The sequence below is a fragment of the Alkalimonas collagenimarina genome, from assembly GCF_030717845.1.
Taxonomy (GTDB): domain Bacteria; phylum Pseudomonadota; class Gammaproteobacteria; order Enterobacterales; family Alteromonadaceae; genus Alkalimonas; species Alkalimonas collagenimarina.
In genome coordinates this window covers 1-13,593 of sequence record NZ_JAUZVZ010000029.1, presented here as the reverse complement: position 1 = coordinate 13,593, position 13,593 = coordinate 1, and the positions used below count along the sequence as shown (strand labels likewise).

14 protein-coding genes and 1 pseudogene are annotated in these 13,593 nt (G+C 44.4%); 11 read left to right on the top strand and 4 right to left on the bottom strand.

Annotation, left to right across the window (positions count from 1 at the left end):
* Positions 1 to 8: 8 nt before the first annotated feature.
* The 4 genes from Q3O60_RS15825 to Q3O60_RS15810 all read left to right on the top strand — a co-directional run bounded on the left by Q3O60_RS15825 (position 9) and on the right by Q3O60_RS15810 (position 2,796).
* Positions 9 to 404, top strand: a complete 396-nt coding sequence (locus Q3O60_RS15825; protein WP_305894904.1) for a VOC family protein — start codon at positions 9 to 11, stop codon at positions 402 to 404.
* A 141-nt stretch (positions 405 to 545) separates the two neighbouring features.
* Entirely contained in the window at positions 546 to 860 is a 315-nt protein-coding gene (locus Q3O60_RS15820; RefSeq protein WP_305894903.1) for a hypothetical protein, read from the top strand.
* Between the two features lie 196 nt (positions 861 to 1,056).
* Positions 1,057 to 1,605, top strand: a complete 549-nt coding sequence (locus Q3O60_RS15815; protein WP_305894902.1) for a DUF6795 domain-containing protein — start codon at positions 1,057 to 1,059, stop codon at positions 1,603 to 1,605.
* Between the two features lie 15 nt (positions 1,606 to 1,620).
* Positions 1,621 to 2,796 (top strand): lipase family protein, encoded by a 1,176-nt coding sequence (locus tag Q3O60_RS15810; protein WP_305894901.1) that lies wholly within the window; start codon positions 1,621 to 1,623, stop codon positions 2,794 to 2,796.
* Between the two features lie 96 nt (positions 2,797 to 2,892).
* On the opposite strand, the gene ggt is transcribed toward Q3O60_RS15810, so the two are convergent.
* From ggt to yghU, 4 genes are all read right to left on the bottom strand, one after another.
* On the bottom strand, positions 2,893 to 4,599 hold the full coding sequence (ggt, locus tag Q3O60_RS15805; RefSeq protein WP_305894900.1) for a gamma-glutamyltransferase: 1,707 nt from the start codon (positions 4,597 to 4,599) through the stop codon (positions 2,893 to 2,895).
* Positions 4,600 to 4,695: 96 nt separating this feature from the next.
* Positions 4,696 to 5,790 (bottom strand): rhomboid family intramembrane serine protease, encoded by a 1,095-nt coding sequence (locus Q3O60_RS15800; protein WP_305894899.1) that lies wholly within the window; start codon positions 5,788 to 5,790, stop codon positions 4,696 to 4,698.
* 2 nt (positions 5,791 to 5,792) lie between these two features.
* Complete coding sequence (locus Q3O60_RS15795) at positions 5,793 to 6,404, bottom strand: hypothetical protein (RefSeq protein ID WP_305894898.1); 612 nt, start codon at positions 6,402 to 6,404, stop codon at positions 5,793 to 5,795.
* Positions 6,405 to 6,511: 107 nt separating this feature from the next.
* Positions 6,512 to 7,369, bottom strand: coding sequence for a glutathione-dependent disulfide-bond oxidoreductase (yghU, locus tag Q3O60_RS15790; RefSeq protein WP_305894897.1), 858 nt, complete (start codon positions 7,367 to 7,369; stop codon positions 6,512 to 6,514).
* Between the two features lie 112 nt (positions 7,370 to 7,481).
* On the opposite strand from yghU, the gene Q3O60_RS15785 reads away from it, so the two are divergent.
* From Q3O60_RS15785 to Q3O60_RS15755, 7 genes and pseudogenes are all read left to right on the top strand, one after another.
* The gene (locus Q3O60_RS15785; protein WP_305894896.1) at positions 7,482 to 8,789 is read left to right on the top strand and encodes an ABC1 kinase family protein; all 1,308 of its coding nucleotides are present in this window, start codon (positions 7,482 to 7,484) and stop codon (positions 8,787 to 8,789) included.
* A gap of 175 nt (positions 8,790 to 8,964) precedes the next feature.
* The gene (locus Q3O60_RS15780; protein WP_305894895.1) at positions 8,965 to 9,621 is read left to right on the top strand and encodes a MarC family NAAT transporter; all 657 of its coding nucleotides are present in this window, start codon (positions 8,965 to 8,967) and stop codon (positions 9,619 to 9,621) included.
* A gap of 286 nt (positions 9,622 to 9,907) precedes the next feature.
* Positions 9,908 to 10,636, top strand: a complete 729-nt coding sequence (locus tag Q3O60_RS15775; RefSeq protein ID WP_305894894.1) for a substrate-binding periplasmic protein — start codon at positions 9,908 to 9,910, stop codon at positions 10,634 to 10,636.
* A gap of 104 nt (positions 10,637 to 10,740) precedes the next feature.
* On the top strand, positions 10,741 to 11,403 hold the full coding sequence (locus Q3O60_RS15770; protein WP_305894893.1) for a hypothetical protein: 663 nt from the start codon (positions 10,741 to 10,743) through the stop codon (positions 11,401 to 11,403).
* Between the two features lie 462 nt (positions 11,404 to 11,865).
* Complete coding sequence (locus Q3O60_RS15765) at positions 11,866 to 12,312, top strand: hypothetical protein (RefSeq protein WP_305894892.1); 447 nt, start codon at positions 11,866 to 11,868, stop codon at positions 12,310 to 12,312.
* A gap of 564 nt (positions 12,313 to 12,876) precedes the next feature.
* Positions 12,877 to 13,215, top strand: a complete 339-nt coding sequence (locus Q3O60_RS15760; protein WP_305894928.1) for an outer membrane lipoprotein-sorting protein — start codon at positions 12,877 to 12,879, stop codon at positions 13,213 to 13,215.
* Positions 13,216 to 13,360: 145 nt separating this feature from the next.
* Positions 13,361 to 13,593 (top strand): annotated as a pseudogene (locus tag Q3O60_RS15755) (hypothetical protein); the annotation flags it as partial.

Sequence of the window (13,593 nt, the reverse complement as noted above, 5' to 3'; positions counted from 1 at the left end):
TAATATACATGGATTATAATTGTGTGCTTTTGCCAGTTTCAAATCTCGATGAAGCTGATTTTTTTTACAGTAAAGTTATTGGTTTTGGCATAGAGGAAGATTGCTATATAGTCCCTTCAGAAGATTCAGGTATGAAATTACTTGCTCAGCGGGTGGATGAAATCGAGTTAAGCAATAATGATCGATTTCCTTTATTTAGGTTTTATTATAAAGATGATTTAATTTTTTACTGTGACAGTATTGTGCATAAAGGTGCGGATGTAATCCTTTTCGCAGAATATCCTGGTGGATATTTTATGCGGGTGAGGGATCCCTTTGGAAACGTGTTTGAAGTGATAAGTGACAATCTCCAGCATTTTGGTGATATTAATCCGCAAAAATGGGGTTTCTACAAACGATTTTAGTATTCTTATTTATTCACTCCACCTCGTTTGATTGTGTCTCAGGTGGCAAAAAAGTGATAGCTGTTGATGCTACTAATTCGAAGAGTGATAGTGACACGAATGTTTTTCACTAGAACACAACTACCACTTTTAAGTGAACGTATGACACTAGGCTGGGTTATTGTCGGTTTTTTAGGGCAGTTCATGCTGGCAATGGTTTTGGGTATGTTTGTATTTGCTACCGCTTCCATTATCCATAAGCAGGTGAAACTGACTAAGCGGCAAAGCAAGGTGATAAACATTTCCTTGTTAACATTACCTGGGTTAAGTGCATTTGCCGGCTTTATGCTGATATGGTTTTACCTGCATGGTGCAGATGCACTTTATTACTACTGGCATGTACTGCCTGTTATCAGCGCAGTTATTTATCTACTGTATTTGATTTATCTAAGGTTAAGTTGTCCTAAGCAGCACTAATCTAGTATTAAAATCACCAAGCCAGAGCATAACGCCGCTATCACTTTCCAAGTTAGTACGGATAGACATTTCCCGATAATCCTTTGTTCGCAATCATACTCAACAAATGCATCAAAATGGTTAAAATTAACGCATTTTAATTTGCATTAACGGTTAATTAAGTTAATATTGGGTATTGTTTTTTGTTGGAACTTACATGAAAGCAATGGCTTTGTTTCAAGGAACTTGGTTACAACGTGTGGGCTGGATCGGCCTTGGTGTAGTGTTTTTATTTTCAGCACAGGTGCATGCGGGTATGTTTGGATGGTTAAAGCGATACGATGTTCATTTATGTCCTGAGGTGCGTGGTGTTATTACCCATAACGGAACGCCACTGGCCGGTGTAACGGTCTATCGAGAACTCGATTACGATAAGTCGTACACCGATAGTGTGGTGACGGATAAAGAAGGGCGCTTTTTCTTCACCGAAAAAAACATCCGTTCTCGCTTGCCTGGCAACATGTTCGATCAGAGCACGGTTCGCCAAGTATTGTCACTCGATTACCAACAAAAAAACTATGTCCTGTGGTACAGCTCTACACCCAGCTTGAAACCACATTCTACTTTTCAACAAGCTCTGGCTACCTTGCAATGCGAGCTTGCTGATCCTGAACAACGCTACGTTCTGAATAACGAAGAGTATCCCCAACTACCGTTGGGTGTCGTCGGTATTTGTAAATTGGATGCTCCCTTAGCGGAGTACTAACAAGGAACTGATCCCATGCAAACCATTACGCCGAGAATTGCCTCTGATTTAGCCAGCTTGGTTTATGACATTCGTTCGCCCACCTCCCGCGGCATTTACCGCTTTAGCCGCCAATCTGCCAGTACTCGTTTTTTTGATTTTGATTTATCCGATGGCCCAGTTACTGGTATTACCGGTACTTGGTTTGATCGCTTAATGAACCGTCGTACCGGTTTTGCCATTATAGGGAAGGGCAAAGATTACTACCGCGATCATGTAGCCCTGGCGATCCGTGGCACCAAAATGACCAGTGGTCGCGATTGGTTAACCAATGGCAATGTCGGCCTGTCTGGCTCAGATAACGGCTCTTCTGTGCATGCTGGTTTTAATCGAGCCTTTCAGAGTATGCGGCCCTTGTTTGAAGAAGCGCTAACGCCTTTGGTACAAGCTCGAACTACAGTGCATTGTGTTGGCCATAGCCTGGGCGGGGCTCTGGCTTCGCTAACCGCTGACTGGGTTAAATCTCGTTACGGTTGCAATGTAAATTTATACACCTTTGGAGCGCCACGGGTTGGTTTGCGTAACTTTGCGATGAACCATACTGGTAGTGTTGGAGCCAATCAGATTTTCCGTTGTACACATGGTGCCGACCCGGTACCACTGGTACCTCTATGGCCCTTTCAGCATGCTCCCTTAGATGGGTTGGAATACCGGCTGGATTATGGGCAGGGTATCGATCCTTCGGCTCATGGTATGCATGTGACCGATACACCGGGCTACGCCAACACGGCCAACAGTGATGACTGGGGCATACTCAATGCGCGTTCAAATGAGATATTTACACCTGTCGTTCTTGATTACGAACAACGCCATCAGGCTTCATTTACATCGTATTGGGCCGAAAAGATAGGCAATGCGCTTTTAACCCTTTTACAAAATGCCGGTAAATTAACGGCGGTTATGGTACAAGCCAGTATTGGTACCACGCTCACATTTTATGATTTGCTTGCCAGAACACTGGAAGAAGTTGCCGCTGCCTCTGTACAGTTTGCAGAGCAAGCACGTGGTTTGTTGGGCCATATGCTGGTGTTTGCTCGTCAAGCAGTAAGCACAGTGCGAGATCTTTCGTATTCCTTTATTCGTTGGGTATTTGACCGAACTTTAGGGGCTCTGTACCGGGCAGCAAGAAGTGCTATCGATCATCTAAGCTAAGGTTTAATGCAAACAGCCGACATCAAGTCGGCTGTTTTGTTTTATTATTTTACTATGATCGTTTTGCCATGCTCATGTTGTCATGTGACGGCTTGGTTAAGGACGCTTCTCTTGGTGTTGGCTTGCTTTGATCAGCAGCGCTTTACCGCGTCCACGCGGATCAGATACCGCTTCAACGCCTTGCTCACTGATTTGGATCGCCTGAATATCTCCCAAATTCCAGCGCTGCAATAGCAAATGGTAGCCCATATCGTTTAGGGCCTGCTGCACCGAGTCGTCGAGTGGTTGATAGGGCTCCATAGCAATTTGATTTTTTGGCAGCAATTGATGGTGAAAGCGTGGCGCCGCTACTGCATCTGTCAATGACATATCAAAATCATACAGGTTGTTGATCACCTGAAAGATTGAAGTAAAAATGGTTGACCCGCCTGGCGTGCCAATGATCAGGCGGACTTTTTCATCTCGCACCAAAATACTGGGAGTCATTGAGGATAACATTCGTTTGCCTGGCTCAATGGCATTCGCATCACCTCCCACTACACCAAAGGCATTTGGTACGCCGGGTTTAATAGAAAAGTCATCCATTTCATTGTTTAACAAAAACCCAGCACCAGTGACTACGACACCACTGCCGAAGTCCAAATTAAGGGTATAGGTATTCGATACTGCATTACCTTCATGATCGATGATAGAGAAGTGCGTCGTCTGTGGTGACTCCAAGCCCGGTTTGATCTGCTCGGTAGCCGATATCGCCTTCGGGTTAATTTCATCGGCACGATGCTTTAAATAATCTGCCGCTAATAACTGCTGTTGAGGCACCTTGGTAAAAGCTGGATCACCCAAATAATCAGCCCGATCGGCAAAGACCCGTTTGGAGATCTCAGCCATTAAATGCACATAAAGCGCCGAGTTTACTGGCTGACCGGAAAAATCAGTGCGCCGAAGCTGTTTCAATGCAAGCAGTTGGCTTAGTGCAATGCCACCAGAGCTTGGAGGCGCTACCGTGATTAATTGATAGTCGAGCCACGGAAATATCAGTGGTTCACGCCATAAAGCCTGATACTGTCGTAAATCATCCAATGCGATTAAACCGTCACCACGTTGCATCTCAGCAACGATCAATGCAGCGGTTTCGCCCTGATAAAACTCTTCGGCGCCTCGCTCGGCAATACGATGCAAGGTTGCGGCCAGCTCAGGTTGTGGAAACAACTTACCCGCGGTCATGTCTGCAAAATAGTCAGCGAAATTGGTTTTCCCCTCATAACGATCGAGCGCATTACCGCCATATTGCTGCAGATTATCCGGTACAACAAAGCCTTGCTCTGCATAATGAATTGCAGGCATCAGTAAGTCCGACCAGGGGAGGGAGCCAAAACGCTGATGCGCTTGCCACATGCCCATCACAGTACCGGGTACGCCAGAGGCGAGATGGCCCAGCAAACTAAGGTTGTCGATCACTTGCCGATCACTATCGAGATACATATCGCGGCTGGCGGCCAAAGGCGCTGTTTCACGGTAATCGAGAAAGTAGGGCTGGCCATCAAACCAAATCACCATAAAACCACCCCCGCCAATATTACCGGCCTCAGGGTAAGTGACTGCCAGAGTAAAGGCGGTGGCAATAGCAGCATCAACCGCATTGCCGCCTTGCTGCAGAATAAGCTTAGCTGTTTCAGCACCATACTGATCTGGGCTGGCTACCGCGGCTGTCGAGCGCCCATTCGCATCGGTGGGTACTGACTCTAATGCAAGTACGGGCAAAACCACGCCAAGAGCACAGGCAAGCAAAGCATGTTTTAACATTTATTCTGCCTCAAAAAAGTAGTCACCCCATTTATACGCACTTTCTGCTAGCTTCACCAGTCGACTTTGGGCGAAGCTCAGCAGGTACATGACATATTAGCGAATGATGCGTGCCTCGGGCCGTTGCAATAAACAAAGCAATGGATTGTTTTGCAAAACTTTTTGCCGATAGAGGTAGCCCAGCACTAAGCCAGCGGCAAAACCACCCAAATGAGCCCAATAAGCTACGCCCATGTCGTCAAGCAGCAAGCCGAACACATTGATCCCAACCCACAGCGCGAAATACCAAGTCGGAGATAGCTTTTTCTGCCAGACAACAAACATGAACGTAAGGCTGGCATGGCGAAACCAGAGTAAATACATGCCAAATAAACCGGCGACTGCACCACTAGCACCAACCATCAGCAACTCCTGACCGATGATGGCTCTGGCAGTTAACTCGATCAGAGCAGCTGCAATGCCGCACAGCAGATACAAAGCTAAAAATCGCCTGCGGCCAAGTGCATCTTCCAGGTTATCGCCAATGATCCAGAGGAAATACATATTCCCGAACAGGTGCCATAAACTTCCGTGTAAGAACTGGTAACTAATAAAGCCCCATAGGCTTTGACCTTGTAAAATATCTGAGGAAATAAATGCAAAGTGGCTAAATACCCAGTCCGTAGCAGCATCATCAAAGCCATACAGCAAATAAATCAGGCAGTTAAGTGCTATTAATGTCCAAGTCACCCAAGGGGTTCGGTGCGGCTTAATGTTGTATTCCTTCGGCATCTGAGTAAAAAACTGAAATAGCCAACTCTTTTTGCATACTTTCTTATTCAGAATGCTAAGCGCCTCCTGCAGCTTTGGAGCCGCTAATGTTTGCTTCACATCATCACCATCTACCCAGGTACCGCTGCATTGAGGGCACGAGTCCACAGTGACCAGATACTCTTTTAATAAATGAAACTGCTGCATCGGCACATCGCAGCGGTGGCAGTGGTATTGATGCTGTTTCAGTGGTTCGGCAAATCCCTGACGAATACAATAGCTATCATTCAAACCATGCTTGTGCCGAATAGCTTCGGTCAATTCTTCATCATCAAACCAGATGCCATTGCAGTTAGGGCAATGGTCCAACTCTTGACCATGCAACTCAATATGCTGCAGTGCTACCTGTGGGCAGCGGGGACAATACAGGGTAGTTTCCATACTTATTCAACCTCGACCTTATTCGCTCGCAACAACTGTTTTAGTTCAGATAAATCCTGCGTAAACATCGGTAATACAACGTGCTGCATATGCTCCGTCTGTTGCCGCATTAAACCTGCAGCATAAGCACGACCATAAACCTCTTGGATCACATTGTTATGAATACTCAACACCTTGCGATAAAACGAGCGGGCTTCGTGCAGCAACTCAGGCGGTGTTTCGAGAGTAGCCGTAGAAAACTTCATGCTCTCCCAAATAAACTGCTCCAGTTCAAGTTGAAAGCACTGGGCCGCAGGGCGTGAACAGGTATCCCCAAGCGCATCAATGTAGGCCTGAACCAGTTTTACGTTATCCTCCAGTTCAAACTGCAGCGATTTACGTAAGTAATAATTATTTTTATCACTCTGTATTTGTTCAAAATTTACGGCCTGAGCCAAGCCTTGCTGGCCGGCAAGGTAGACACCGAGCACCGTAGCGATAATCATAAAGATTTGGCTGATCCAAAAACTAAGCGTCGATACTTCACCTTGTTGTAAACTCAACTTTTTGCGTAAGCGCAACTGGTGGTCTGAAGCCATTTTTTGGGTGTTGGTTAAAGGGTCCCTGGTGGTCATGATGGTTCCTTAAAAGCATAAAAAAACAGCAGGTTTGGCAGCTGCTGTTATCACACAAAATTTATTGTAACTATATTGTGATTTTTATTCAAATAGACGGAGTGACGCTACCTGACAATACGCTCAAAATCTGCGGCACTATGACGCTCAGGCAAAGTAGAGTGATCATCAGATTTACGGTTTACCAATCGGCCTCGTTGCACCGCTGGGCGTTTGCTGACTTGTTGGGCCCAGCGCTGCACATGTTGATAGCTTTGTGTATCCAGAAACTCAGCGGCTTTATGCTCATCTGTATTGTACAATTCTCCTAATGCCAAGACACCGTACCACGGCCAGATCGCCATATCGGCAATGCTGTAGTCACTACCAGCAACGAACTCATGCTGCGAAAGTTGTCTATCCAACACATCCAGTTGTCGTTTGGCTTCCATCGCGTAACGATTGATCGGGTATTCATATTTTTCTGGTGCATAAGCAAAAAAGTGACCAAAGCCGCCACCTAAAAAAGGCGCGCTGCCCATTTGCCAGAATAACCAGTTGAGGATTTCAGTACGTTCGGTTGGGTTTTCCCCTAAAAAACACTGAAATTTTTCGGCCAGATACAATAACATGGTCCCAGATTCAAACACCCGTACCGGTTTGGCAGCTGTAGTGCGATCGCATAACGCAGGGATCTTGCTGTTGGGGTTGAGCTCGACAAAGCCACTGCCAAACTGATCGCCTTGGCCAATATCGATGAACCAGGCGTCGTACTCAGCCCCCTGATGGCCTAATGCCAACAGTTCTTCCAGTAAAATAGTCACTTTAATGCCATTGGGGGTGCCTAGTGAATACAACTGGATTGGATGCTGACCAATCGGCAATACTTTATCGTGCGTGGCACCCGCAGTAGGGCGGTTAATGCTGGCAAATTTGCCACCACTTGCGGTGTGTTGCCAAACTTTTGGTAACGTGTAATCGGTCATTAATGACTCATTAAAGCTTGATGATGAATGGCTTTTGAGCCAGAGGCGTTTTCATCACGTAAATGCATAGATAAACGGTTTAGTACTCTTTTGATAGTAAAACAGGATCACTATGGCTTCCAGCAGTAAAGTACCATCCGGGCGTCTTGCCCGCTTTAGTAGTTTAGCCGGCTTGGCAGGAAAATTGGCCGGAGGTATGCTTGCAGAAGGTGCCAGACGCATGGCCAATGGCGAAAAAAGCAATCGGCTGGATCTGTTACTTACCCCATCCAATATTAAACGCGTTACTGATAAACTAGCTCATATGCGTGGTGCCGCCATGAAATTGGGCCAACTGTTATCGATGGATGCGGGCGATCTGATCCCAGCCGAGCTGGCGGAGCTGCTAGCGCGGCTGCGCGATAATGCCAATCCAATGCTACCCAAACAACTGGCTACGGTACTTCGCACTGAGCTTGGTAACGACTGGCAACGTCACTTTGCCGATTTTGAATTTAAACCCATGGCCGCCGCATCGATAGGGCAAGTACATCGCGCTCAGCATGATAAAGGTCAACGACTTGCGGTGAAAGTGCAGTACCCCGGTGTAAAGCAAAGCATTGAAAGCGATGTGGATAATGTCGCTTCGCTACTGAAAATAAGTGGTTTATTACCGGCAGGCATGGATTATGGCGCTTTGCTTGATGAAGCTAAGATCCAGCTGCAACGCGAAGCTGATTATCTGCAAGAAGCCGACTACATGACTCGCTTTTATCACCATTTACAACATGATCCACGTTACGTGGTACCGCAACCGAATACAGAGCTTTCAACCGCTAACATACTGGTCATGGATTTCGTAGAGGGGGTACCGGTTGAGTCGCTGCAAGCCGAACCGCAGGCGTTACGCGATCAAGTGATGGTACTGTTATTTGAACTGTTTTTTAAAGAACTGTTCGAGTTCCGCTTGGTTCAGACCGATCCTAACTTTGCCAACTACCGTTACAACCTCAGCACCAAACAATTGGTACTGCTGGATTTCGGGGCCTGCCGCGATTACAGTGAAGCCTTCAGTGATGCCTATCGATTGCTATTTGGTTCAGCACTGAATAACCAGGAGGCTGGAGTGGAGCAGGCGATGCGCGATATCGGTTTCTTCAGTCAGGACATAGCAGCCAGCCAGCGCGAGCGCATTCTGCAGTTGGTTCAGTTGGCATGTGAACCTTTGCAGCATAGTGAGCCATTCGATTTCGGACACAGTGATCTCGCCAATCGCATTCGGGAAGCTGGCACCGCGCTCAGCTTGCAGCACAACTACTGGCACACACCACCGGCCGATGCTATTTTTTTGCATCGAAAAATTGGTGGTCTTTACTTACTGGCTGCCCGCTTAAAAGCCCGGGTTAATGTGCGAGCGCTGTTGCAAGCCTATCTTGATTGATGTTCACTTTAAACTAAACCAGCCAGATATTGATCCGGCGCAAGCTCACCGAAAGTAGGGCACCCTTAGAGTTTCAAGTGGTGGGAAAGTTAGCTACTATAGTTTGAATTCGTGCAGGCTGACGTTGAGTCATCGCTATAGCCGGCGAAATCATACTGCATGGTCAGGGAGACTTATGATAGAGCTTATATTCATTACGATTGCGGCATTGCTTCCCATCGTCAATCCTTTTAGTACTGCACCATTATTCTTAGCTATCACAGAGGGTTACGACCAAAAAACTCGCAACGAGCAAGCACTTCGTGGCGTGTTGTATATGATTGCTATTCTCTCTACCTTTCTGGTAGCTGGCAGTTTAATTATGAATTTTTTCGGTATTTCACTGCCCGGAGTTCGAATTGCTGGCGGTATTCTTATTGGTCGGGTGGCCTTTCGTATGCTCTACCCACCAGATACAGTCGATCTGACGCCAGATGAAAAGCGCGAAACCCGAAAAAAAGATGATATTTCGTTTTTTCCATTGGCGATGCCCAGTTTAAGTGGGCCTGGCTCCATTGCAGTCACCATCAGCCTCGCTACCTTATCCAGCAGCTGGTGGCAGTGTCTGGCCATCTTTATTGGCATTATCGGTATCGCCGGAATTGTATTAGTCACCTTACGGCTGTCAGGCCAACTGCATCGGTTTCTTGGCATCAACGGCACTCATGCCATGACCAAAATCATGGGTTTTCTGATGTTTTGTATCGCCATTCAATTTATTGTCAACGGCATTACCGATCCAGAACTATTGCAGCTATTTAAGGCAGGCTTGTCAGCTGTTTCAGAGAGCTGAGGCTTTTCCATGATGGCTAATAGCTGCCGTTCAAATGCCAGAGCCCAAAGTTATGGCTCTGGCGCCTGCTGCTTCCGGCAAACGCAGCGCTATACTCCTTTTATTACATACTCATTAGTATAGATAGATGATGAAGCTTCGCTTTGATCAAGGTCATATGCCCCATGTAAATATCAAAAAACCGATACTAAATCGATATTGTCACAAAATTTACATGTATTCAGTTATTGTATGCGCTTTCAGGTACAGCTATATTAAATGCATCAGCTGATTGGAGAACGCTGCGATGGTGCACTCAGCCTTATGGTTATATTTCATTTTACTTTTCTTTTCTGCCAGTTCATTTGCGGTTAGCCGGCCATCATTAATTTGGTGCTTAGATCATACGCCACCACGCAAATACTATGAGTATGGCAAAGATCCCTATGGGCCCATGGTTGATCTGATGCAAGATGTAGCCACCAAACTGAATACCAAGCTCGAGTTTACCGTACCAACACCAACATCACGCTGTTTACTGCAGCTAGAGCGGGGTGAGGTCGATGTAGTAACAGGTTTGTTGTACACACCAGAGCGAGACAACCGTTATTGGTTGTTGCCTTATGATATCGCTAAGCCTGAAAGTCATTTCATCAATAAGCATAGAACACCAGCTGAAAATCAAGAGCTTCGTATCACACTCATTCAATCAGGCATCTATTCAGAAGGCTTTCAGGAAAGCCTTCTGAAGGCAGGGCACCAAGTGTTACTGGCTCCAAGCATTGATGATGCACTGGCCGATTTATACCATGGTACCACCGATGTATTCGTTGGGCCTGAGCACATTACCTTGCTCCATATTTCCCGAAATGGGCGTTATCAACAAAGCTTAATAGTGGCACCTCAAGATAAGCAGGCTGACTTTGAAGCCCATATCGCCATCTCCAAAAACGGCCGCTACGCCGATAGATACCAAGCATTTCGTGAGGCATTAGAGCAGATTAGGGCAGAGGGCAAGTATCAGTTTTATCAGTGATTTATAATGATTCTGCCATTGCACCCAGCAATGAAACTCTCTAAAGTCTGACTTGAGTATGGTTGAACAGGGTCTTTTAGTGACCAGGCATTCAAGGATTGATTTTGGAACAGCTACTGCCAGAGCTACTGAGTAAACATTGGTTTATTGCCATTATTTTGATCGCCGTATCAATAGTTTCAGCACTATTAAAGGTTTTTACCGGCATCATCAGCACCCATGAAGAAATGTTTTTAAAGCGCGATTTAAAGCGCTTATTGCTGTTAAAAGACAGTGTAGTAGGAGGTTCTGATATCTCTGGTTTTGTAGAAAAGCGTATCGAAGAAGAAGCATTTACGCTCGCCTCTGGTATGCGTACCTCTCGAGAAAAGAGCAAAATGCTGATGAAACTTTACCAACAAGATTTCCTATCAAAACGTCAGTTAAAACACATAGCAAATAACCTGATACCCGCTGGCGATAAAATTCAGTTTGAGCTTGGCGGGTTTGAGAAGTCAGAGATCATTTATTCTTTTTGGGCGTCTATTGTACTGTTCCTAATTGGCTTTTCAGGCCTTTTACCACTAATTGGCAAGCCATCCTTAGTAACGGCGCTTTTTGCGATAGTAACCTTTGGCACAGCTATACTACTAACCATTTTTGTTGGTGGCAGCTATCAAAAATATAAAACGCTGCACTTTGTCTGGTTGAAACTTAAAGAAAGCGAGCAAGTGGCTAACCCAGAGCTGAATGTTAGAACACGGTTTGTGTATACGCCGGATAAATGATAGCTGGATTATATCCTGTCTGGGGTTTATAAGATGTTATAAATATTTATGATGAAAGAATGCTTGGCTATTCTATTTGATTGTACAAGATAGAATGTATTATTCAGACGTTTAATCAGTCATCTTACCTAAGAAAACATGAGTTAATTTTATTTTATGTCAAAATCATTAAGACTTGATGGTGAATGTGTCCAATGTAGATCAGAGGTAGATTTATCTATTGATAACTTCACTTTATTTCAAGCTGAAAAAGGACAACATTATCTGTATTGTGAAAAATGCATGTCACCTTATACACCAATAAGTAATACTGAAAAAACAGAGCCAGTTAAATTTGTTTATTCAAAAAATATTTTGATTATTGTTTTCTTATTTGGTTTATTTTTAGGCTGGTTGCTATAAACATATCATTGCAATATGTATTTGACTAAGTTTTAATTTATACCTTCGAAAGGAACAAGTATGAATAAAGAACAGTGGTATGAAATGTCATGGCGAGAATTTGAAGTGTTTCTTGAAGGCTGCATCGAACAAGCGCTCGCAGGAACTAATTGGCGGCTTTCCGCACAAAGAGCACGCTCATATGTTGATGCTAATGGTGGGAGGAAGAATCTTAGGTTAGATTTTCATGTCGCCGAAAGGCGACAAGGAGGAAGAAGTGTGGTCATCGATGCGAGACACTATAAAACTGCCTATCTACGTCGGCACGATGCAGATGCTGTTGATGAATACCGTAGGAAATGTCGAGCAGCTGAGGCAATTATCATCACAAGTCCAATTACCTGCTTTAGTGAAAACCTCATTGATTATTGTTTTGAAGAGTTAGGAATAGCTCTATTAGAAGTGAATAGAAATATCGTTTCTAATTTACGCCGAGTATTCTATGCCATAGAACATAATACTTACTAGGTAACATATCAACGGATACTTAAATTAGATCGTAGCTTCGATTTCGTTCTGCGATCACCATACTCTTCGCATGTCGGTAGGTGGCACTAATTGGATTAAAAAAATAGCATTCTTGTGTGATTTTTTGTTGTCATGAGTGATTTAAAACGAACAATTACACACTTCTTAAAAATTGTTGAAATGACTATTTTTCCGTATTTTGATAACAGGGGAAAAGGCTTTGATTCAAAGGTTTTTGAACGCAGGGCTATAAGATGGGTTTTACTTGCTAAATAATACTTAAATACTTCATTTAACATAATATACATTATAGGATACTATGTATTTAGTATAAATGAGCTTTTAAGCAACTCCACGAGCTGAATGTCTGTTCATATAGCTTTTCGTTTCTGTACGAGTTATCTGTTAACCAATAAGTCTAACTACTGCATGGCCCCGTATAAACAATCATCATGGTCAACGTCATCTGGGAGTTTATGATGCAGGTTTTATTTAGCCATTTTAATCAATGGCTTATATTATAATATCGTAAATCAGTGACCTAAACGGTAGTTCAGCCAATTAATCGAAGAAAACAAAAAGTACTATGTATTAAAAGGAGTGCCTCTTGACAAATCAACTGTAGAGTTTGATTACTATTCTGTTACGATTGATAAGAAAAGCTTTTTACCCATTCTCATTAACTTTTATAAGGAAAGTGATGACAACTATCGACGAGTAGAGGCTGTTGAAATTCAGGATGTACAAGGATTTCCTACCGTAGTGCGTTCCAAAGTTTCAGACCTCAAGACCGGTGGGTATACGTTGATGGAGTTTAGGAACATAAAATACAACGTTGGCCTTGATGACGACGTATTCAGCGAGCGCAGTTTACGCAATCCCCCTAGACGTTGGCTAGACTAACGCTATGATAATGAGCCGGTTTAACAAAGAGGACATGCAAAGGCGCTTGCTTCAGCGAGTTCTGAGTATAATCATATTCATTGTTTGTGTTCATGGCGAGGTATATTCCAAACCTTTTCCTGAACCATATGAAGATGATTGGGGAATGATTGATTGGGAAGAGGAAAGTGAAGACATTTATCAGCTGAGCGGATTTCTAGAAATGGCTTCAGGCGTCCGCTTGTCGAATGATCCTATTATTGGAACAGACAAAACCCTCAGTGATCTACGTCTACAAGTGCAGTTTGATTATGACCTTCAGGCCTCCCAGTTTTCTTTTGTATCAGACGCATATTTTGATGGTGTCTTGGAACAGACAAGAATAAACATCAGAGAAGC